18 protein-coding genes and 2 pseudogenes are annotated in these 18636 nt (G+C 57.0%); 11 read left to right on the top strand and 9 right to left on the bottom strand.

The window, feature by feature from the left end:
* A partial coding sequence (locus JT51_RS19395; RefSeq protein ID WP_037316853.1) for an integrase core domain-containing protein occupies positions 1-343 on the top strand: 343 nt, incomplete at its 5' end.
* 142 nt (positions 344-485) lie between these two features.
* On the opposite strand, the gene JT51_RS22290 is transcribed toward JT51_RS19395, so the two are convergent.
* From JT51_RS22290 to JT51_RS21315, 5 genes and pseudogenes are all read right to left on the bottom strand, one after another.
* Complete coding sequence (locus JT51_RS22290; protein WP_235216211.1) at positions 486-890, bottom strand: hypothetical protein; 405 nt, start codon at positions 888-890, stop codon at positions 486-488.
* A 162-nt stretch (positions 891-1052) separates the two neighbouring features.
* Positions 1053-1508: pseudogene (locus JT51_RS22455) on the bottom strand (TniQ family protein); the annotation flags it as partial.
* A complete protein-coding gene (locus tag JT51_RS19390) occupies positions 1505-2404 on the bottom strand; it encodes a TniB family NTP-binding protein (protein ID WP_037316850.1) in 900 nt (299 codons plus the stop codon). The pseudogene JT51_RS22455 and the gene JT51_RS19390, both read right to left, overlap by 4 nt.
* Positions 2398-4080, bottom strand: coding sequence for a Mu transposase C-terminal domain-containing protein (locus JT51_RS19385; protein WP_160175201.1), 1683 nt, complete (start codon positions 4078-4080; stop codon positions 2398-2400). The genes JT51_RS19390 and JT51_RS19385 overlap by 7 nt, the downstream gene beginning before the upstream one ends.
* A gap of 1 nt (position 4081) precedes the next feature.
* Positions 4082-4975 carry a TnsA endonuclease N-terminal domain-containing protein gene (locus tag JT51_RS21315; protein WP_051927651.1) on the bottom strand — a complete coding sequence of 298 codons (894 nt, stop codon included), beginning with the start codon at positions 4973-4975 and terminating at the stop codon, positions 4082-4084.
* A 26-nt stretch (positions 4976-5001) separates the two neighbouring features.
* Between JT51_RS21315 and JT51_RS19375 the strand changes: the two are divergent.
* A pseudogene (locus tag JT51_RS19375) lies at positions 5002-5676 on the top strand (ATP-binding protein); the annotation flags it as partial.
* On the opposite strand, the gene gshB reads toward JT51_RS19375, so the two are convergent.
* The 3 genes from gshB to rsmI all read right to left on the bottom strand — a co-directional run bounded on the left by gshB (position 5673) and on the right by rsmI (position 7897).
* A complete protein-coding gene (gene gshB / locus JT51_RS19370) occupies positions 5673-6605 on the bottom strand; it encodes a glutathione synthase (protein ID WP_037316847.1) in 933 nt (310 codons plus the stop codon). The pseudogene JT51_RS19375 and the gene gshB overlap by 4 nt on opposite strands.
* A 61-nt stretch (positions 6606-6666) precedes the next feature.
* Positions 6667-7038, bottom strand: coding sequence for a YraN family protein (locus JT51_RS19365; RefSeq protein WP_037316844.1), 372 nt, complete (start codon positions 7036-7038; stop codon positions 6667-6669).
* 1 nt (position 7039) lies between these two features.
* Complete coding sequence (gene rsmI / locus JT51_RS19360) at positions 7040-7897, bottom strand: 16S rRNA (cytidine(1402)-2'-O)-methyltransferase (protein ID WP_037316841.1); 858 nt, start codon at positions 7895-7897, stop codon at positions 7040-7042.
* Positions 7898-7985: 88 nt separating this feature from the next.
* On the opposite strand from rsmI, the gene JT51_RS19355 reads away from it, so the two are divergent.
* The 3 genes from JT51_RS19355 to murJ are packed head-to-tail and all read left to right on the top strand — an operon-like array spanning position 7986 to position 13475.
* A complete protein-coding gene (locus tag JT51_RS19355; protein ID WP_037316838.1) occupies positions 7986-9158 on the top strand; it encodes a penicillin-binding protein activator in 1173 nt (390 codons plus the stop codon).
* Entirely contained in the window at positions 9118-11937 is a 2820-nt protein-coding gene (locus JT51_RS19350; RefSeq protein ID WP_037316835.1) for a [protein-PII] uridylyltransferase, read from the top strand. Before JT51_RS19355 ends, JT51_RS19350 begins: the two co-directional genes overlap by 41 nt.
* Entirely contained in the window at positions 11934-13475 is a 1542-nt protein-coding gene (gene murJ, locus JT51_RS19345; RefSeq protein WP_037316833.1) for a murein biosynthesis integral membrane protein MurJ, read from the top strand. The genes JT51_RS19350 and murJ overlap by 4 nt, the downstream gene beginning before the upstream one ends.
* Here murJ and JT51_RS19340 read toward each other — a convergent pair whose 3' ends face one another.
* The gene (locus JT51_RS19340; protein ID WP_037316830.1) at positions 13476-14162 is read right to left on the bottom strand and encodes a rhomboid family intramembrane serine protease; all 687 of its coding nucleotides are present in this window, start codon (positions 14160-14162) and stop codon (positions 13476-13478) included.
* Between the two features lie 86 nt (positions 14163-14248).
* On the opposite strand from JT51_RS19340, the gene trpS reads away from it, so the two are divergent.
* The 6 genes from trpS to tsaB all read left to right on the top strand — a co-directional run bounded on the left by trpS (position 14249) and on the right by tsaB (position 18625).
* Positions 14249-15277, top strand: coding sequence for a tryptophan--tRNA ligase (gene trpS, locus JT51_RS19335; protein ID WP_037316826.1), 1029 nt, complete (start codon positions 14249-14251; stop codon positions 15275-15277).
* Positions 15278-15336: 59 nt separating this feature from the next.
* Positions 15337-16200, top strand: a complete 864-nt coding sequence (locus JT51_RS19330) for a branched-chain amino acid aminotransferase (RefSeq protein ID WP_037316823.1) — start codon at positions 15337-15339, stop codon at positions 16198-16200.
* Positions 16201-16265: 65 nt separating this feature from the next.
* Positions 16266-16721 carry a universal stress protein gene (locus JT51_RS19325; protein ID WP_037316820.1) on the top strand — a complete coding sequence of 152 codons (456 nt, stop codon included), beginning with the start codon at positions 16266-16268 and terminating at the stop codon, positions 16719-16721.
* 10 nt (positions 16722-16731) lie between these two features.
* Positions 16732-17325, top strand: coding sequence for a 2-hydroxychromene-2-carboxylate isomerase (locus tag JT51_RS19320; protein WP_200876129.1), 594 nt, complete (start codon positions 16732-16734; stop codon positions 17323-17325).
* Positions 17326-17394: 69 nt separating this feature from the next.
* Complete coding sequence (locus tag JT51_RS19315) at positions 17395-17958, top strand: NifU family protein (RefSeq protein ID WP_037316813.1); 564 nt, start codon at positions 17395-17397, stop codon at positions 17956-17958.
* Positions 17948-18625, top strand: coding sequence for a tRNA (adenosine(37)-N6)-threonylcarbamoyltransferase complex dimerization subunit type 1 TsaB (gene tsaB / locus JT51_RS19310; RefSeq protein WP_037316810.1), 678 nt, complete (start codon positions 17948-17950; stop codon positions 18623-18625). Before JT51_RS19315 ends, tsaB begins: the two co-directional genes overlap by 11 nt.
* The last annotated feature ends 11 nt before the right edge of the window (positions 18626-18636 follow it).

The following is an 18636-nucleotide window of genomic DNA, read 5'->3' as shown; positions in this document are numbered from 1 at the left end:
CGACCGGGGCACCGAGTTCTGCGGACGTGCCGACAAGCATGATTTCCAGCTCTTCCTGGAAAAAAATGACATCGACCACACCAGGACAAAGGTCAAATCGGCCCAGACGAACGGCATCTGCGAGCGGTTCCACAAGACGGTGTTGCAGGAGTTTTATCAGGTCGCGTTCCGCAAGAAGCTCTACGACAGCATCGACACGCTGCAAGCCGATCTGGACGAATGGCTGCACCACTACAACCACGAGCGCACTCATCAGGGCAAAATGTGTTGCGGCAGAACGCCGTTCCAGACCATGATCGAGGGCAAAGAGATCTGGAAGGAAAAGTTCCTGAACCAAACTTGACCTGACAGACGCCGCCGGAAAAACGGCCAACTGTCAGATCACATCTGAACCACTACACCTTATCGGTCTTTCTAAGTAAGGTGTGCTGTTGTTTTTGTCGCAGGGTCCCACAACACACAGCAACCAAATCCAAGGCTGTTGTTCACCGACGATCTGGGTGGACAGGAGAGCCTGACAACTCATTCTTAGCTATCATCCAAAGATGGTAACGAACAAAAGGCATATCTTTTAGCAATTGAGATGAAAAATTTCTACTCGCCTGACAGGTATCGATGAAGGCTTCAGGCCAGTGCTGCACGAGTGGAGACAACAATTCAGTGATGCGGTATCTCGAGTGCGTTGATAGGTGCTCAAACTTTCTGGCAGTGGTTTTTTCATCTTCCTTGATGGGAGACGGATCCCCGCCAAACCGCTTTGCAACTGTTTCTCGCAAGCCTTGCGATCTAGCACCAAAGGACAGTATGCGGAGTAACTGCCGGATGATATCAAAGTAGGCTATCGAGACTTCGATCTTGTTTGAACCAAGCCAAGTATAGCCGCGCTGCAATGCCAGTCTATTCCTTGCCTCAAACCACTTTACCTGAGTTCCCGCTATGAAACGACTAGCGCACCGAAGATCGAATCCGCAGTTGTGACACACAAGCATATCACCTCTGAAAAAAATTATGGGAGCTCCGCAGTCATCGCATCGATCAACCAATCGTATCCCGTGTTCGAGGCAAGAAGTTACATGTGTCAAGCGCCAGCTTTTTCGAAAGTAGGGCACCCGATCATTCGCTAGACAACGTGGGCAATATTGCTGCCCATACCTTTTTCTCAGCCTATGGAACACACCCAACGGTAAAATACCAAGTGTTCTACCGTTGGGCTGGTGCTTTTCAAACAGACTTCCCTGGAACGATGAGAGCAGAGTTTTTTGGGCATCCGAGGGCAATGTACCCGTCAACTCGGCTAGATCTCTTACAAGATCCTTATCCGCACATTGATCAATGTCCCGTGTCCAAATCTGCCTCTTCGGCCAGTTTAGGTGGCAAAATGTATGAAGTTTAGGGTGGTTGCCCTTTGCAACACGGTATAGCCATGATGAAAACAATTCTTCCGCCATGGGGGCCGGGTGAAACGGCAAGTATTTTCCAGACAACCCTATGCCGCCAGTTTCATTCACCCAAGGCTCTTGGAAGCAATCCTCCGCGCGGCCGGCGATACATATCCGCAAGAGTGGAAAGTTTCTTGATCAATTTTCTCTATGCCAGAGGAAATCGCAAATCTGGCCGACGCCCTGAGCAACAACATGATTTCCCCAATCGTTCCTTCGGACAGTGCCAGTATCAACTCGGCTGTTTTTGGTTCACTAAGCCTCGAAGGGTATCTCAGTGGCAATAGGCTTTCGATACTATTCAAAAGTCGATACAGGTCTCTGTTTGCAGTCCACCTTTGCAAAACAAATGGCTCAAACCGGTTGGCAAGTTGTTCGTCGATTTGAATGCCTCGAAGTGCGGATTGAATGCCAAGAGCCACAATGGGGATACTCAATTCATTGCCCAAATATCTGAGCAAGTTCAAAAACTGTCTCTGATGGTCATTGCGTCCTGACAACATATTGTGGAGTTCATCAATAACTAACAGCCTGACGCCGCACGACCTCATCAGGTTCAATGCTTGAGCTTCCAAGTTGGCGATTGTGTCGGTCGATCTGAAGCTGGCAAACAATGAAGAAAGCAATGCGCAATAGAATCTTCGAGGTTCAGGTGAAATTGGCATTTGAACAGCCAGCACTGGGACATTGGCAGCATCCTCCTCCACCTGATCCGTCGCCGGATGAGCTTTCAAAAAACGTTTGATGATCATCGTTTTGCCGCTGTTTGTGTGACCACAGACAATCAAATTGGGCATCCGGTGCGTCTTAGGAAGGGCAAGCAAATACTCTAGCTTCTGAAGTGCTGCATTGGCAGCAGGGTAGCCGATCCATTTGGATCTATCTAAGTCAGCGAAGCGATCATCATCCGATCCGGAGATTAATTTCCGCGTCGTTGGATGCAGGTGGGAAAGGTTTTCTACCAATGTTCTATATCATCAAACTTGTCATCGAAAGATATGGGTTCGTGCTCCACCTTCTTGGAGATGTCTTGTCGATATTCTGAAGCGGTCGATTCAGCTTTCAAGCCGTCTCCCAAGCGCAGTTTGCGTTCTCTATTTCTTCGGGTGCTTTTTGTCGCTTTCAGCGACTTGGAGATTTCTTCCTGCATCTCCTCGTACGCCGCGAAAATACGTTGTTCATCGACATGCGCGTCACCCTGCTCGCGCAGTCTTTGCCTGCAAGCTCTCAACTCCCACAAGCTAATGCTAGGGTTAGATATGTTCCGGTACGGAATTTCAAAATAGTCATTATTGTCAGGGCAAAAGAAGAATATCTTTGAAATGTCTCTCGGATCTCTCCGGATCATGAATTTTCTTTTGTCTTCGTTGTCGATGTATGGTCGCAGAACATCGTCGAAGTACTGCACTCGATCGAGGGAGAAGCCATACCGCTGAATGGTCCGTGTCTCAATCGGAAGAAAGTCGATCAGAAAACGCCTTGGGTCCTTCGGGGTCGCAGGAGCCCCCCTGCCGACTGTGTTCGATGTTCCAAAAATCCCATTTTCGTAGGCAACTCGCGGGCTTTTTTCGAGTGAGGTGTGCACTCTCTCATGGTAAACTTCGGTAACGAATTTGACTAGAAATCGCTCCAATTCGCTCAAGGTCATGGATGCTGTTTTCGACGAATTGTATTCCCCTTTTTCGACAACGTTGGAAAATGTTGTACCCGGTATTTTGTGAACTTCTTGCATAAGTGTTCGGAAAAGACGCTCGACCGTGCCGCCGAATTTTGGGTGCCTAACCGGACGAAAAGTAATTGAGATGCCGTGCTCTTCACATCCTCTTTTCAAAGCCTGGCTACGAAAATCCGCACCATTGTCGACGTGAATGGAATCTGGTTTTCCAAACATCGGCCATGTTGCTTTGATGCCCTTTGCATCAAGCCAAGCTTGTTTCGGCATCGCCGCATGAGCAAGAGTAAGACCCACTGTAGTTGCGCTCGGCGGCTCCAGCGACAGGCAAAAGCCGATGATAGCACGACTGAAAACATCTATGGCGGCAGTACAGTATGCTCTACCAATTGGTAGTCTATCCTGTTCATCAACCAGGATTACGTCCGTAGGAGAATGGTCGATCTGGACTACGCTCAAGGGCCATTTGGGCTCTGGAAACCGTCCTGTTGTAGGGTCAAACTTATCGCGGGCGGCCCGCCAGCCCTGCCGTTTCTTTACACGCTCTCGTCCAGTGACAGCGTTAAGTCTCGCTCTAATGGCTGAATCTGAGGGAGGCTTTACACCAATTCGTCTACAACGAATTTGTACTTCCCTAATGACTTGGTATGGCTTGATTTTTTGCTGGCTCAAATAGAGGTCATCGATAGCTGAGAGAACTAAATCATTGATTTCCGGAGCAAGGCGACTTTTTCCGCGACCTCCATTTGGTATTGCCGGGACCAAGGCGGAAACTGTTCTGTCGCTTTCGTAGCGCCTCATCAAATTGTACACCCAAGACATTGATAGGCCTAAGGACTTCGCTACACGCGCAACATCTTCCGCCGTTCTATTTTCCAACGCAAGTAAGGACTCGACGGCCTCCTTCACCTTGACTGCTCGGTTCCATTTGTCAGTTGCTATCGACGTTATTTCGGCTTTCTCAGACAAACTACAGCTCACCATCCCTCGCAAAAAACAGATCATCATCTGTCCAAACAGGGTATTCGAACAACGCCGTGTTTGGCGACAGAGTTTTTGCCACGTCAAAGTGAACCAAACCGCAAGCGATAGTGATCCAAATCTCTCTCAATACAATGTCTTTTGGCAAATGTGGCCCAACGATTTGATCTGTGAGCTCAGCTACAGTCAACCCTGGCGAGTTCGCTACTTTGACCTGTATGTCGAATTGGACTGCGATGTCTGGGTCGTAGAAGCGAAACGGTAAAACAGCGACCACATTAGAAAGGACAGCATTTCTAATCTGAGATTCCGTAACAACTTCAAACATGAAGCCATTGACGGCAGCCCAACGTTTCCCCAAGTCCAACCGCTCTCGAAGCCCAGAGTCCGCATTCTCTAGATCTGACGTAGGTTTGACTTCGACCAAACATCGCTTGGACGCCCCAGAGCCAGTTTTGAATTCCACCAGAAAGTCTGGAGTGTAACTTCGAATTTTGCCATTTGAGTCACGACCAGTGATCGTCAGGGGCTGTTCGTACAGGTGTTCCACCGCTTGGTGAAAAAGGCAAAGAAAACAAAAATCTCGTTCAAGTAGAGACGTGTGGTGAAGCGATCTGTTACTTCGATCCCGTAACCAGCCTGTAACTGCACGGTGACTTGTTCTGACTCTATTTTTTTCTTCGCGGAAGGTGTGGCTAAAATCTTCAACAGCTTTCATCATCTCGTCAGCATAGTGCTCAGCGACGCTCTGTACATCTTGTTTAACAGCACGCATTCTTTCCAACTTAGAAATTTTGCGATGCGTTGCACCGCACTTCGCTTCGTTCTTCCCGACTTCCAATTTAGAAATGCCGGCAAAACCACTGTTTCCCGTGTCTTTCATTCTTTGCCCCTTTCACTTTTTACAGCGGCAAAGGTGCCAAACCGGGTGAAATTTCATTGGCCCACAACGGCGTTCTGTTCATGGACGAATTCCCCGAATTCCCCCGCACCGTTCTTGAGACCCTGCGCCAGCCGATTGAAACCGGCGAAGTCATGGTCGCGCGCGCGAATGCCCACGTGAAATATCCTTGCCGGTTCATGCTGGTGGCCGCCGCCAACCCTTGTAAATGTGGATATCTGACCGACCCCGCCCGCGCCTGCTCGCGCGCGCCCGTTTGTGGCGAAGACTATCTGGGCCGGATTTCAGGTCCATTGATGGATCGGTTCGACCTTAGGATCGAGGTGCCGCCGGTCGGGTTCACCGATCTTGATCTGCCGCCTTCAGGCGACAGTTCTGCCACTGTTGCCGCCCGCGTTGAACAGGCCCGCGCCATTCAGGCCGCGCGGTTCTGCGATACACCCGCAACCCGCCAGAACGCAGATGTCGAAGGCAGCGTGCTTGAGGAAATTGCCGCCCCGGACGCAGAAGGCAAAGAATTGCTGCTGAAGGCCGCCGAGCGTTTTGGCCTGTCTGCGCGCGCCTTTCACCGCATTCTGCGGGTGGCGCGCACAATTGCCGATCTTGAGGGCGCACCGGACGTTCGCCGCCCCCATGTGGCCGAGGCGCTGAGCTTTCGCATAAGCGCCAGGGTCGCGTCTTAAAGCTTGGCTTCGATCGCCTGCCAGATTTTCTCGGCGATATTCTCACCGTCGAACCGCTCCAATTCCTGAATACCGGTCGGCGAGGTGACGTTGATTTCGGTCAGGTAATCTCCGATCACGTCGATCCCGACGAAAATCTGACCTTTTTCTTTCAGCAACGGTCCGATTGCGGCGCAAATCTCAAGATCGCGCTCTGTCAACCCGACCTTTTCGGGACGACCGCCCACATGCATGTTTGACCGTGTCTCGCCTTTTGCCGGAACCCGGTTGATCGCGCCCACCGGCTCTCCATCCACCAGAATCACGCGTTTGTCGCCATTGCTGACGTCGGGCAGGAATTTCTGCACGATCAGCGGCTCGCGTGAGAAGGCGGTGAACAGCTCATGCAGAGAGGTCAGGTTGCGGTCATTGGCCTCCAGCCGGAACACGCCCGCACCCCCATTGCCGTACAGCGGTTTGAGGATGATATCGCCGTGTTTTTCCTTGAACGCCTTGATGGTCTGCAGGTCGCGCGCAATCGTCGTCGGCGGGGTCAGGTCGGGAAAGTCCAGAACCAACAGTTTTTCGGGGTAGTTCCGCACCCAGAACGGATCATTCACCACCAACGCCTGCCCTTTCAGCCGGTCAAGCAGGTGGGTCGCCGTAATGTAATGCATATCGAATGGGGGATCCTGACGCAGCCAGATCACGTCAAACTCGGCCAGATCGACTTCGCGCTCTGGGCCCAGTTCGGCCGGGTTACCCGCCACGCGCTGAACCGTCATGTCCTGACCGCGCGCGGTGATCCGCCCCTCTTGATAGGCCAGCTGATCCGGACTGTAGAAAAACAGCGTGTGCCCGCGCGCCTGCGCCTCTTCTGCCAAACGGAATGAGCTGTCTGCGTTGATATCCACGGCCCCGATCGGGTCCATCTGAAAGGCGATTTTCATGGCGTGTCCCTCAGTTTCACGCCAGATACATGGCCCAGCAGGGCCATGGGTTCAATGGGGATCAGACCTGCCCAAAGGCGTTTTCGATGATTTGAACCGCACCGGACGCATCGACCAGGGCTGCGTCAAAGCGCACATTTGTCAGTTGCCCGCCCGGTTCCCCATCCAGAAACTGGGCCGCAGAGGCGCAGATGCGATCCATCTGACGTCGGTTGATCCGCGCGGCAGCCTTATCAAAGCTGGTGCTTTTCTTGACTTCGATGAACACCACGCCGTCACCGTCACGCGCAATCAGGTCGATTTCACCACCCGCCCCGCGCCAGCGGCGATGCGCGATGGAAAAGCCGCGGCGTTCGTAATCCGCAGCTACCTGCTGTTCCGCCGCCTGCCCGGCGTGAAAGGAAACCAAGCTTTGAACGGATCGCGCGGTCATATCATCCCTTTCCCAGTTTCAGGGCCTTCTGATAAAGCGGACGGCGCGGCAGCTTGAACATCTGCGATACCAGATCAGCCGCATCCCGCACCGAATGGGTTTCCAAGGCCTTTTTCAAAGCCTCTTCTACGTCAGAATCCTTAACAGTTTCCGAATGACTGCGATCCACCAGAAGAACGATCTCACCCTTGACCGTCTGCTCTTGCAGACCGGCCGCCAGTTCGCCCAATGTCCCGCGCCGGACTTCTTCGAACTTTTTGGTCAGTTCACGACACATCGCGGCGGCCCGGTCCTCGCCCAGCACTTCGGCCAGATCCGACAGGCAGGCGGCCACGCGTTTTGGCGATTCGTAGAACACAAGCGTACCAGGCACGTCGCGCAGCGCTTCGATACGCGACCGGCGTGCGCCCGAGGCATTGGGCAGAAATCCTGCGAAAAAGAACGCGTCGGTTGGCAACCCCGCCAGCGTCAGCGCCATCAGCGCCGCAGACGGGCCGGGTGCGCAGGTCACGGTGTGCCCGGCTTCGGCCGTCTGCCGCCCCAGATCATACCCCGGATCGGCGATCAGCGGCATTCCGGCCTCGGACGCATAGGCGACCGATTTGCCTTCGCCCAGCGCCTCAAGGATTTTTCCGCGCGCGCCCGCTCCGCTGTGGTCGTGGTAGGCCAAGATGCGCCGCCCCTCCAGCGGGACGCCGTGGATTTCCATCAACCGACGCAGGCTGCGCGTGTCTTCGGCGGCGATCACATCGGCCGAGGCCAGCACGTCCAGCGCCCTGAGCGTGATATCGCGCGCTGCCCCGATCGGAGTGGCAACAAAATACAGGCCGGCGCCCAATCTGACTTTTTGGAAATTCAAAGCTGGACCCTCACAGCGTGACGTTTATTATCGCGGCGCAACAGAATGGCAGCTTCCCAAGCCGCCGGATCAGGGAGTTTTCATTTAGATGTTTACCGTTTGCAAGCCCGTTCGCAAACTGGCGCGTACCGCCGCCGTCCTGGCAACCGCCGCATTTCTGGCCGCTTGCGAGCCGGGCGGCCTGGGCGGAGGGCCGTCAATCAACACCTCCAAACCTGTCCCTGTTGCCCTTTTGGTGCCGGCGGGATCGGCGAACTCTGGCGACGCCACGCTGGCGCGCAGCCTTGAAAACGCGGCCCGGCTGGCGATGGCCGATCTGCAGAACGTCAAAATTGATCTTCGTGTCTATGATACGCAGGGCAATGCCAATACAGCAGCCTCGGTCGCCCAGCAGGCCGTATCGGATGGGGCCAAGATCATTATCGGTCCGGTTTACGCACAGGCGGCAAACTCGGCCGGGCTTTCTGTTTTGAGCAACAAGGTCAACGTTCTATCGTTTTCGAACAACACCAGTATCGCGGGCGGCAACGTCTTTGTGCTGGGCCCAACCTTCGACAACACGGCCAGCCGTCTGGTCAGCTTTGCGGGATCGCAAGGCAAGACGGGCGCAGTCATTGTACACAGCAACGATGCCGCCGGGCAGCTTGGCCAATCGGCAATCGCAAAAGCGCTGAGCAGCAGCCGTGTGAACAACGTAGGCACAGTTGGCTATGACCGTTCGCAGCAGGGTGTCATCAATTCGGTTCCCACGATCAAGGCGACGGTTGATTCCTCTGGCGCGGATTCGCTGTTTCTGACGGCGACAACAGCGGGCGCATTGCCGCTGTATACGCAGCTGCTGCCAGAAGCAGGCGTTTCCCCATCAAACACGCAGTACATCGGCCTGACGCGATGGGACATCCCGTCGCAAACGCTGGAACTGCCCGGCGTGCAGGGCGGTTGGTTTGCCTTGCCGGACCCCTCAAAGGCGCAGGCCTATCGGCAGCGTTATAACGCGACCTATGGTGTGGCGCCGCATCCAATCAGCGGGCTGGCCTATGATGGTATCGCTGCAATCGCCGCGTTGGTCAGCCAGGGTAAATCCGACGCGTTGACCGCATCGGCCCTGACGCAGAATGCTGGCTTTCAGGGCGTCGGCGGCATCTTCCGCCTGCGCTCGGACGGTACCAATGAACGCGGTCTGGCTGTCGCCACGATCCAAAACAAACAGGTAGTAGTGATTGACCCTGCCCCACAAAGCTTCTCAGGCGCCGGTTTCTGATCGGACGGCGCTGACGCCTGTTCCAAGGGGCGCGCTGATTTGTCCGGCCGAAGACATTTTCGACAGCGCCGCCGTAACGGCGCAACTGTCTCATGCCTATGAATCCGTATCAGACAACGCCGCGCGGCGGGCCGAAGCCGTGCGGATTCTGCGAGACGCGCAAAAAACCGGACGACAGGCGATTGCCGACGCTTTTGCCGAACGCCCCTTTGACGCGCGCCCGCTGACCCGGTCCTATACATATCTGACCGACGGGCTGGTCTGCACCGCCATGCAGGTTGCCAGTCAATATTTGCACCCGTTAGCGACCCCGACGCAGGGCGAGAAAATCGCCATTCTTGCCGTCGGCGGATATGGGCGCGGTGAGATGGCGCCATCCTCGGACGTGGATCTGCTGTTTCTGACCCCGTACAAGATCACTGCATGGGCCGAGAGCGTGATCGAATCCATGCTGTATATCCTATGGGATTTGCGGCTTAAGGTTGGCCACTCGTCCCGCACGATCAAAGATTGCCTGCGCCTTGGCAGCGAAGATTTCACCATTCGCACAGCCATGCTGGAACAGCGCTATCTGGCAGGTGATCAGGCGCTGGCGGCCGAGTTGGAGCAACGTCTGAAGGACGAGTTGTTCAAAGGGTCCGAGCGCGAGTTTATCGAAGCGAAACTGAACGAACGCGACGAACGGCACCACAAGCAGGGTGAGCGTTACATGGTCGAACCCAATGTCAAAGAGGGCAAGGGCGGGCTGCGTGATCTGCAATCGCTGTATTGGATCGCGAAATACATTTATGGCGTCCAGGATGTGGCAGAACTGGTGCCGCTGGGCCTGTTCACGCCCGAAGAATTCGACGGGTTCGTCGCGGCCGAAGATTTCCTTTGGGCTGTGCGGTCGCATCTGCATCTGTTGACCCGGCGCGCGACGGAACAGCTGACCTTCGACCTGCAGGTCGAAGTGGCCGCGCGCATGGGTTATGAAGACCGCGCGGGTCGACGCGCGGTCGAAGTTTTCATGCAGCGCTATTTCCGCGAGGCGACCCGGGTTGGCGAGCTGACCCGCATCTTTTTGACCAAACTGGAAGCGGCGCATATGAAAGGCGCGCCGATGCTGGAACGCATCTTTCGCCGCCGTCCGCGCGTCAAGACGGGGTACAAGGTCACGCATGGTCGGCTGGACGTGGCCGATCCTGAAACATTCCTGTCGGACAAGCTTAATCTGCTGCGCCTGTTCGAAGAGGGTCTGCGCACCGGGTTGCTGATCCACCCCGACGCGATGCGGCTGGTTACCGCCAACCTGGACCTGATTGATGACGACATGCGCAACAACAAAGAAGCGCGTCGGATTTTTCTGGACCTGATGCTGAAGCACGGCAACCCGGAACGTGCCCTGCGGCGGATGAACGAACTGGGTGTCTTGTCGGCCTTTTTGCCGGAATTCGAACACATCGTGGCGATGATGCAGTTCAACATGTATCACAGCTATACGGTGGACGAGCACACCATTCAGTGCATCGTCAATCTGGCCCAGATCGAACGAGGCGAGCTGGAAGAAGCATTGCCATTGGCCTCGTCCATTCTGGAAGGTGGGGTCAATCGCAAGGTACTGTATGTCGCTTTGCTGCTGCATGACATCGCCAAGGGGCGGCCCGAGGATCACTCGATCCTGGGGGCAAAGATTGCCCGCAAGGTCGCGCCGCGGCTGGGCCTGAACAAGGCGGATTCGGAAACCGTGGAATGGCTGGTGCGCTATCACCTGCTGATGTCGGATATGGCGCAGAAACGCGACATCTCGGACCCGCGCACGGTGCGCGATTTTGCCAAGGCCGTGAAAACGGTCAAACGGCTGGACCTGCTGACGGTGCTGACAGTCTGTGACATTCGCGGCGTGGGTCCGAATACCTGGAACAACTGGAAGGCCACCCTGTTGCGCGCCCTGCACGCGGAAACCAAGCGCGCGCTTGAGACCGGGATGGAGGATCTAAACCGCGCCAATCGCGGGGCCGAGGCCAAAAAGGACCTGCGTGCAAAGCTGGTGGATTGGTCCAAGGTTGATCTGAAGACCGAGACCGGGCGTCATTATCCGCCCTATTGGCAGGGCCTGAACCTGTCGACACATACCGAATTCGCCGAGATGTTGCGCGGGTTGGACCACAGCGGCGATGCCGGGGCGATGGAGATCCGGTTGCACCCGGACGAAGATCGCGATGCCACCCGCGCCTGTTTCGCCATGGGTGACCATCCCGGAATTTTTGCGCGGATCGCGGGTGCGCTGGCACTGGTCGGGGCGAACGTGGTCGACGCCCGCAGCTATACCACCAAGGACGGCTATGTGACGGATGCGTTCTGGATACAGGATGCCGAAGGTCATCCATTCGAAGCCAGCCGCCTGCCGCGCCTGACCCAGATGATCCACAAGACGCTAAAGGGCGAAGTGGTGGCACGGGACGCCTTGAAATCCCGCGACAAGATCAAAAAGCGCGAGCGTGCATTCAACGTGCCAACGCATATCATCTTCGACAATGACGGGTCCGAGATTTACACGATCATCGAGGTCGACACCCGCGACCGCCCCGGTTTGTTGTACGACCTGACAAGAACGCTGGCTGCTGCCAATGTCTATATCGCCAACGCGGTGATCGCGACCTATGGCGAACAGGTGGTCGACACCTTCTATGTCAAAGACATGTTCGGGTTGAAATACTATTCCGAAAGCAAGCAACGCGGTCTTGAAACCAAGCTGCGCAATGCCATCACCGCCGGTGCGGAGCGCGCAGCCTCATGAAACAGATACGCCTGTTTTCGGGCCTGTTCACGGTTGGGTTCTGGACTCTGGCCAGCCGGATACTGGGCTTTGTCCGGGAAATCCTGCTGACCGCCTATATCGGACCGGGGCCGGTGATGGACGCCTTTGTCGCCGCTTTCCGCCTGCCCAATATGTTCCGCCGCTTCTTTGCCGAGGGCGCATTCAACGCCGCCTTTGTGCCGATGTTCTCAAAACGGCTGGAGGGCGAGGAAAACGCACAAGGCTTTGCGCAGGATGCGTTCAACCTACTGGCCGTGGCCGTCCTGACGCTTGTCGGATTGGCGATGGTATTCATGCCGGGTCTTGTCTGGATCACCGCCGAGGGGTTTTATGGCGATCCGCGGTTCGATTTAGCGGTGGATTACAGCTATGTGGTTTTTCCCTACATTCTGTTCATGTCGCTGGCGGCACTGTTTTCCGGGGTTCTGAATGCGACCGGTCGCTTTGCTGCTGCCGCTGCCGCGCCTGTTCTGCTGAACATCTTCGCGTGTACTGCCCTTATTGTTGGCGCAGTGACGGGTGGGGAAGTCATCCGCTGGCTGATCACCATTATCCCGCTGGCTGGCATCGCGCAGCTGGCGCTGGTCTGGGTGGCAACGGAACGCGCGGGCATTCGCATCCGACCCGGCATCCCCAAACTCAACCCCGAAATGCGTCACATGGTGCGCATTGCTGTTCCTGCGGCGCTGGCGATGGGGGTGACGCAGGTCAATCTGGTCGTCGGGCAACTGGTGGCTTCGAAAACCGAAAAGGCCGTGAGCTGGCTGTTTGCGGCCGACCGGCTGTACCAATTGCCTTTGGGTGTGGTGGGCATTGCCGTCGGCATCGTATTGCTGCCGGATCTGTCGCGGCGGTTGCGGGCCGGTGACAAGGATGGCGCGCGTAACGCCTTTTCCCGCGCCGGAGAGTTCACACTGATGCTGACCATCCCCTCGACCGTGGCATTTGTGATCCTGCCCAACCCGTTGGTTTCGGTCCTGTTCGAACGCGGGCAGTTCAGCCCCGAGGATACCGCAGCCACGGCGCTGGCCGTGGCGATCTATGGCATCGGTCTGCCCGCCTTCATGCTGCAAAAACTGCTGCAACCGCTGTTTTTCGCGCGTGAAAACACGCGGGCACCGTTCCGCTATGCGGTGGTCGCCATGATCGTGAACGCAGGTTTAGCCTTTGGCCTATTCCCCGTGGTGGGGTGGATTGCGCCTGCGATTGCGGCCTCGGTCGCGGGGTGGGCCATGGTCGGGCTGCTGATCATCGGTGCCCGGCAGATGGGCGAGGAGGCGCGCTTTGACGCCCGCTTCAAGCGCCGGGCGTGGCGCATCGTGGCGGCATCACTGGGGATGGGCGTTGTCCTTTACGCCACCGTTCACCTGTTCGGCTGGGCATTTGAATTGTCCGGCTGGCGGTATCTGGCGCTGCTCATTTTGATCAAGGTAGCGGCGGCTACTTATTTCTTTCTGGGCCACCTGCTTGGTGCTTTTAGGCTGTCGGAATTCAGACAGGCGCTGCGCCGGTCGTGATCAGTCGCGGCGCATACGCTGCACAATCCGCGCCCAACCGCCCGGAGCCAGAAAGAACGACAGGCCGAACCCGGTAGCAAACCCACCCAGATCGGCGACCCAATCGGACGTGCCGCCGAACAACAGCCCGAACAACAGCTGGATGCTCATCAAAACAGCAATCAGGCTGAAGGCGCGCGATTGGTTTTCACCAACCAGTGACAGCTTACGCCACAGCAGCCAGGTGAACGCGCCGATCAGGCCGTAGACGGGCGGGAACCCTCCGACCAGCGGATAGCTTACGTTCAGCAGCAGCGCATAGGCCAGCGCGCCGCCGACGCCGGACACCACAAAGATAACCAGCATCTGGAACCCGCCAAACACCTCGGCCACCATCTTGCCCATGGCCAGGACAAAGACGCAGACAAAGATGGCCTGCGTGAACGTACCGGACACAAACGGATAGGTGACGAAGCGGATCACATGCTCGAACGGCCAGCGCCCGTTCTGCACCATCCAGTCGAATATATCGGGCGAGAAGGAATAGTTTTGCAACGCATCCAGTCGCCACCCCACTGCCGTTGGCCCGCCAACCAGCCCTCGGGTGCCCAAAGTAAAGGCCAATTCCACCCCCATGATGAACAGTACCAAAGCCACCACAACAGGCGGCAGAGGGTTCACGGCGGGTGTATAATGCTCACTGCTCATTGGGCTGGCCTTTCGCGGCTGTTGACGTCCCTTGGCCCCATGGGTAAGCGACGGGGGCTGATTTTTCCAGACGGGAGTTCCCTTCGATGACCGAGACCCAGTTCACACCGCGCGTGTTTTCAGGCATCCAGCCGTCGGGCGGGCTTACATTGGGCAATTATCTGGGCGCGATGAAACGCTTTGTGGATATGCAGGGACCCGACTTTGAAACCATCTATTGCATGGTCGATCTGCACGCCATCACTGTTTGGCAAGACCCGGCGGCGCTGACCCACAACACGCGTGAACTTTGCGCCGGCTTTATCGCCGCTGGCATCGACCCCGAACAGTCGATCCTGTTCAATCAAAGCCAGGTGCCTGAACACGCGCAGCTGGCGTGGATCTTCAATTGCGTCGCCCGGATGGGCTGGATGCAGCGGATGACCCAGTGGAAGGACAAGGCGGGCAAGAACCAGCAAAACGCCTCATTGGGTCTGTTTGCTTATCCTGCGCTGATGGCAGCGGACATCCTGATCTATCATGCGACGCATGTGCCTGTGGGCGAGGATCAGAAACAGCATCTGGAACTGACACGCGACATTGCGATCAAGTTCAACAATGACTTTGGCGTCGATTTCTTTCCGATCACCGAGCCTGTGATCGAAGGAGCGGCGACCCGCGTCATGAGCCTGCGCGACGGGTCCAAAAAAATGTCCAAGTCCGACCCCTCGGATATGAGCCGGATCAACATGACCGACGATGCCGACACGATCGCCAAGAAAATCCGCAAGGCCAAGACCGACCCGGATGCGCTGCCGTCCGAGGTCGATGGTCTGGAAGACCGTCCCGAGGCGCGCAATCTGGTGAACGTCTACGCGGCCCTCAACGATCAGACGTCGGATCAGGTTCTGGCCGAGGTCGGCGGCAAGCAGTTCGGGGAATTCAAGCCGATGCTGGCCGAGCTGGCCGTGGCGAGACTGTCTCCGATCTCGACCGAAATGGCCCGTCTGATGGGCGAAGAGGCCGAGATCGACCGGATTCTGGCCAGAGGCGCGGAAAAAGCACGCGCGATTGCGGCCCCGATCCTGCAACAGACCTACGAAATCGTGGGCATGGTTGGGGCAAAACAGGGCTGATTGCGCTGGACGTTCGCCCAACGCCTTCCTAGGTTTGCGCAAAGGCTTGGGAGGGCGTCATGGCAGTCGGCAAAAACATCCGCACCTATTTCGAAGGTCAGTGGCATAACGGCGACGCGCCGATCATGCGGGCCGCCGACCATGGCGCGTGGCTGGGATCATCCGTCTTTGATGGCGCGCGGTTTTTCGACGGCAAGGTCCCCGATCTGGACGCCCATTGCGCCCGCGTGAACCGTTCAGCCCAGGCGTTGATGCTGACCCCGACCGTCACCACAGAACAGATGGTCGGGATCATCCGCGAGGGGCTGGAAAGCTATGCCGCCGATGCCGCCGTCTATATCCGCCCGATGTATTGGGGGATCGACGGGGACGCGACTGCCATCATACCGCAGGAAAACAGCACCGGTTTTGCCATCTGCCTGGAAGAGATACCAATGGCCCCCGAAACGGCTTCGGCCACGCTGGGCACCACGCGCTTTCGCCGTCCGGTGCTGGAATCCGCTGTGGTGAACGCCAAGGCCGGGTGTCTCTACCCCAACAATGCGCGGATGCTGCACGAGGTTCGTGCCAAAGGGTTTTCCAACGCGCTGGTCGCGGACGCCCTTGGCCATGTGGCCGAAACCGCAACCGCCAACATCTTTATGGTCCGCGACGGAGAGGTGTTTACGCCAACCCCCAACGGCACCTTTCTGGCCGGTATCACCCGCGCGCGCCATATCGAAAACCTGCGCGCCGACGGTGTGACCGTGCATGAAGCCATCCTCGGGTTCGACGATTTCCATAACGCGGATGAGGTTTTCATGACCGGCAACATGAGCAAGATCACCCCGATCACCGCGCTGGAGGACACGCAATATCAAGTCGGCCCCGTCGCCCGCCGGGCACGCGAGCTGTATTGGGATTGGGCCGCAAGTACCCGCTGATCATCACCGTGTTGCCAGCACGCTATTGGTCGGGCATGATCGCCCGAAATACATGAGGACTCTCCATGCGCAAATTCCTGGTCATTCTGGATGACAGCCGCGAATGCCTGAATGCAATGCGCTTTGCCGCAATGCGTGCAGCCCACACTGGCGGCGGCGTGACCATTCTGTCGGTCATTCCCCCGGATGAGTTCAACCACTGGATCGGCGTGGCCGCCGTGATGCGCGAAGAAGCCCGCGAACGCATTCACGCCCATTTTGAGGTGTTCGCCAAATGGATGCGTGACAAGCAAAGCGTCGAGCCCGAGCTGGCCATCCGCGAAGGCGAACCCGTCGCCCAGATCATCGAGCACGTTCAATCGGACACCGATATCGGCGTTCTGGTTTTGGGTGCGGGAACCGACAAGAAAGGTCCCGGTCCGCTGGTGACGCAGCTTACGAAAAACTCTGGCAGCCTGCCCATTCCGATCACGATCGTGCCCGGTGACCTGAGCAAGGAAAAACTGGAAGCCATCACCTGAGGCACCGATCATGCAGCGCACCATCCAATTCTGGTTCGAATTTGCGTCTACCTATTCCTACCTCAGCGCAATGCGCATCGAAAAGGCCGCTGCGCCGCACGGTATCACGGTCGAGTGGCACCCATTCCTGCTGGGGCCAATATTTGCCGCTCAGGGGTGGGACAACTCTCCGTTCAATATCTACCCAGCCAAGGGGCGTTACATGTGGCGCGATATGGAGCGTCTGTCGGCCCGGCGGGGCCTGCCGTTTACCCGGCCAGACCCGTTTCCGCAAAACGGCCTAAAAGCTGCGCGATTGGTGGTGGCGATCACAGATCAGGCCCAACGGGCAGCGTTTGTGCGCGCGGTTTATACGGCGGAATTCGCACGGGGGCTGAACATTTCCGAGGACACAGTTCTGACCGACTGCCTGTCAGAAGTTGGTTTGCCCGCCGAAACTTTGGCCCGCACGCAAGATTCTGAAATCAAGGCCGCTTTGATCGAACAGACAAAAACAGCCCAAATCAAGGGATTGTTCGGCGCACCAAGTTTTCTTGTCGGCGACGAACTGTTTTGGGGTGATGATCGGTTGGACGACGCAGTGGACATGGCGGCGAAAATTTAGAATCGTTCCAAATCTTGACTTCCCCGGCCCAGACCCGCATATCAGATACAACTGAAACGGAGCCGTGCCATGTTCATCCAAACCGAATCCACGCCCAACCCCGCAACGCTGAAATTCCTGCCCGGCCAAACCGTGCTGGAAGCGGGCACAGCTGATTTCCCTACGGCCGAAGCCGGGGAAAAATCACCGCTGGCCAAGCGGATTTTTGCAGTGAGCGGCGTAACTGGCGTTTTCTTTGGCAACGACTTCGTAACGGTGACCAAATCCGACGACATTCAGTGGGACCACATCAAGCCCGCCATTTTGGGTGCCGTGATGGAACATTATCAGTCCGGCCAGCCAGTGATCGGTGCTGACGCGACGGCGGCCTCGGGTCATGCCGAACATACCGGCGAAGACGCGGAGATCGTCGATCAGATCAAGGATCTGCTGGACAGTCGCGTGCGCCCGGCGGTGGCTCAGGATGGTGGGGACATCACATTCCACGGGTTCGACCGGGGTGTTGTCTACCTGCATATGCAAGGGGCCTGCGCGGGTTGCCCGTCCTCGACCCTGACATTGAAAATGGGGATCGAGAACCTGCTGCGCCACTACATCCCCGAAGTGACAGAGGTACGCCCTGTTGCCGTCTGACCCAACTATTCTGGCATTTGATACATCGGCCGCGCATTGCGCGGCCGCTTTGCTATGCGGTGATTCCATCGTTTATCAGACAGTAGACCCCATGACCCGCGGGCAGGCCGAGGCGCTGATGCCCATGCTCAGCGCGATTCTATCTGCGCAGGGTAAGGCCTGGTCCGATCTGGACGCCATTGCCGTGGGAACCGGGCCGGGGAACTTTACGGGCATCCGGATTTCGGTCTCGGCGGCCCGTGGGCTGGCACTGGGGCTTGGGGTGCCCGCCTTTGGCGTGTCCATGTTCGAGGTCATGGCTTTTCAGGACACCTCGGACAATCTGCTGGTCAGCATACCCGCACCGCGTGACATGGCCTATGTTCAACCGATGCAACACGGGCGGCACAACGGCACACCGCAACAGATCGACCCGGGCGTGCCTCCACGCGACCTTGAAGTATCCGGGGGCATGTCCGTTCTTGGATATCGTGCCGATGAGATCAGCAAGGCGTATGGGGCGCACAACACGCCATGTGATCTGACGGATATTCCGTCCCGAATTGCCCAAATCGCCGCTCAACGCTGGATCACGGGTGAAAAGCCGCCCTCACCTGCACCTCTGTATGTCCGCCCCGCAGATGCGGCACCATCCAAACATGTGCCGCCGGTGCTATTGGACGAATGACGCCCCGAGAT

Source organism: Ruegeria halocynthiae (genome assembly GCF_000743705.1).
GTDB lineage: Bacteria > Pseudomonadota > Alphaproteobacteria > Rhodobacterales > Rhodobacteraceae > Ruegeria > Ruegeria halocynthiae_B.
Note: the sequence above shows the minus strand (reverse complement) of the source record. Positions and strands in the feature narration are given on the sequence as shown.

What these genes read in the sequence shown, in the direction of transcription:
- JT51_RS19325 (WP_037316820.1), top strand. Translation starts at nt 16,266, where the DNA reads ATGCGCAAATTCCTGGTCATTCTGGATGACAGCCGCGAATGCCTGAAT.
- trpS (WP_037316826.1), top strand. Translation starts at nt 14,249, where the DNA reads ATGACCGAGACCCAGTTCACACCGCGCGTGTTTTCAGGCATCCAGCCG.
- JT51_RS19330 (WP_037316823.1), top strand. Translation starts at nt 15,337, where the DNA reads ATGGCAGTCGGCAAAAACATCCGCACCTATTTCGAAGGTCAGTGGCAT.
- JT51_RS19315 (WP_037316813.1), top strand. Translation starts at nt 17,395, where the DNA reads ATGTTCATCCAAACCGAATCCACGCCCAACCCCGCAACGCTGAAATTC.
- JT51_RS21315 (WP_051927651.1), bottom strand. Translation starts at nt 4,975, where the DNA reads ATGAAAGACACGGGAAACAGTGGTTTTGCCGGCATTTCTAAATTGGAA.
- JT51_RS19355 (WP_037316838.1), top strand. Translation starts at nt 7,986, where the DNA reads ATGTTTACCGTTTGCAAGCCCGTTCGCAAACTGGCGCGTACCGCCGCC.
- JT51_RS19320 (WP_200876129.1), top strand. Translation starts at nt 16,732, where the DNA reads ATGCAGCGCACCATCCAATTCTGGTTCGAATTTGCGTCTACCTATTCC.
- gshB (WP_037316847.1), bottom strand. Translation starts at nt 6,605, where the DNA reads ATGAAAATCGCCTTTCAGATGGACCCGATCGGGGCCGTGGATATCAAC.
- murJ (WP_037316833.1), top strand. Translation starts at nt 11,934, where the DNA reads ATGAAACAGATACGCCTGTTTTCGGGCCTGTTCACGGTTGGGTTCTGG.
- JT51_RS19340 (WP_037316830.1), bottom strand. Translation starts at nt 14,162, where the DNA reads ATGAGCAGTGAGCATTATACACCCGCCGTGAACCCTCTGCCGCCTGTT.
- JT51_RS19365 (WP_037316844.1), bottom strand. Translation starts at nt 7,038, where the DNA reads ATGACCGCGCGATCCGTTCAAAGCTTGGTTTCCTTTCACGCCGGGCAG.